Source organism: Psychrobacter sp. FME13 (assembly GCF_014861395.1).
Taxonomy (GTDB): domain Bacteria; phylum Pseudomonadota; class Gammaproteobacteria; order Pseudomonadales; family Moraxellaceae; genus Psychrobacter.
Genome location: NZ_RRYV01000346.1, coordinates 1 through 844, shown reverse-complemented (window position 1 = coordinate 844; position 844 = coordinate 1). Strand labels below are relative to the sequence as shown.

The window sequence follows — 844 nt, the reverse complement described above, 5'->3', positions numbered from 1 at the left end:
TAGGGCGTGTCCCTAATCTGGAAAAGTAAGTATAAAGCCTTTAAAATAAAGAGACTATTTACCACATGGCTCTCTAAATTATGGCAAGAACAGTGCTCAATGATAATACATGGGAACAACTCCAAAGTACTATGAAGGCTCATGGCTGTCATACCTGGAAAAATGACAGACAAGTCATGGAAGCCATATTATGGAAACTTCGTACAGGAGCCCCATGGCGTGATATACCGAGTGAGCTATGTCCATGGAAAACCGCCTATAATCGCTTTAACAGGTTGTCAAAAAAAGGCTTATGGGAGCAATTTTTTTTGACCTACGAGCAAGTATTGATGAAGAATGGGTATTCGCAGACGGAAGCTACATCCGCTGTCATCAGCATTCAAGCGGCGCCAGACGAGGAGAGCTTCGAGCCACTGGAAAATCTCGAGGTGGAACAACCACCAAGATTCATCTCGCCGTCGACTCGCATGGAAACCCGATTGATTTTAAAATCACTGGGGGTGACGTCCACGACAGCCAAGCGGTAGATGACATCATAGAGATGTTAACGGATGCGACCTACTTCATTGCTGATAAAGCTTATGATTCTGAAACCATTAGAAACAGGCTAAAGCAAGACAATATAAGCCCTGTCATCCCTAAAAGAAGAAATGCTAAACAACCAGATGTAGCGTTTGATCATTATTTATATAAGCTACGACACTTAGTTGAAAACACGTTTGCAAGGCTAAAGCAGTTCCGTAGTATTGCGACTCGATACGAGAAATTGGCTCGTAATTATAAGTCTATGCTGTATCTAGCTTGTACTATGATTCATTGCAAACTGAATTAGGGACACGCCCTA

1 protein-coding gene is annotated in these 844 nt (G+C 42.4%); it reads left to right on the top strand.

The window, feature by feature from the left end:
• Positions 1-80 precede the first annotated feature (80 nt).
• A protein-coding gene (locus EI164_RS16510) for an IS5 family transposase (protein ID WP_198411581.1) occupies positions 81-832 on the top strand; the annotation gives its coding sequence in 2 pieces (ribosomal slippage) (positions 81-309 and positions 309-832; 753 coding nt in all).
• Positions 833-844 lie beyond the last annotated feature (12 nt).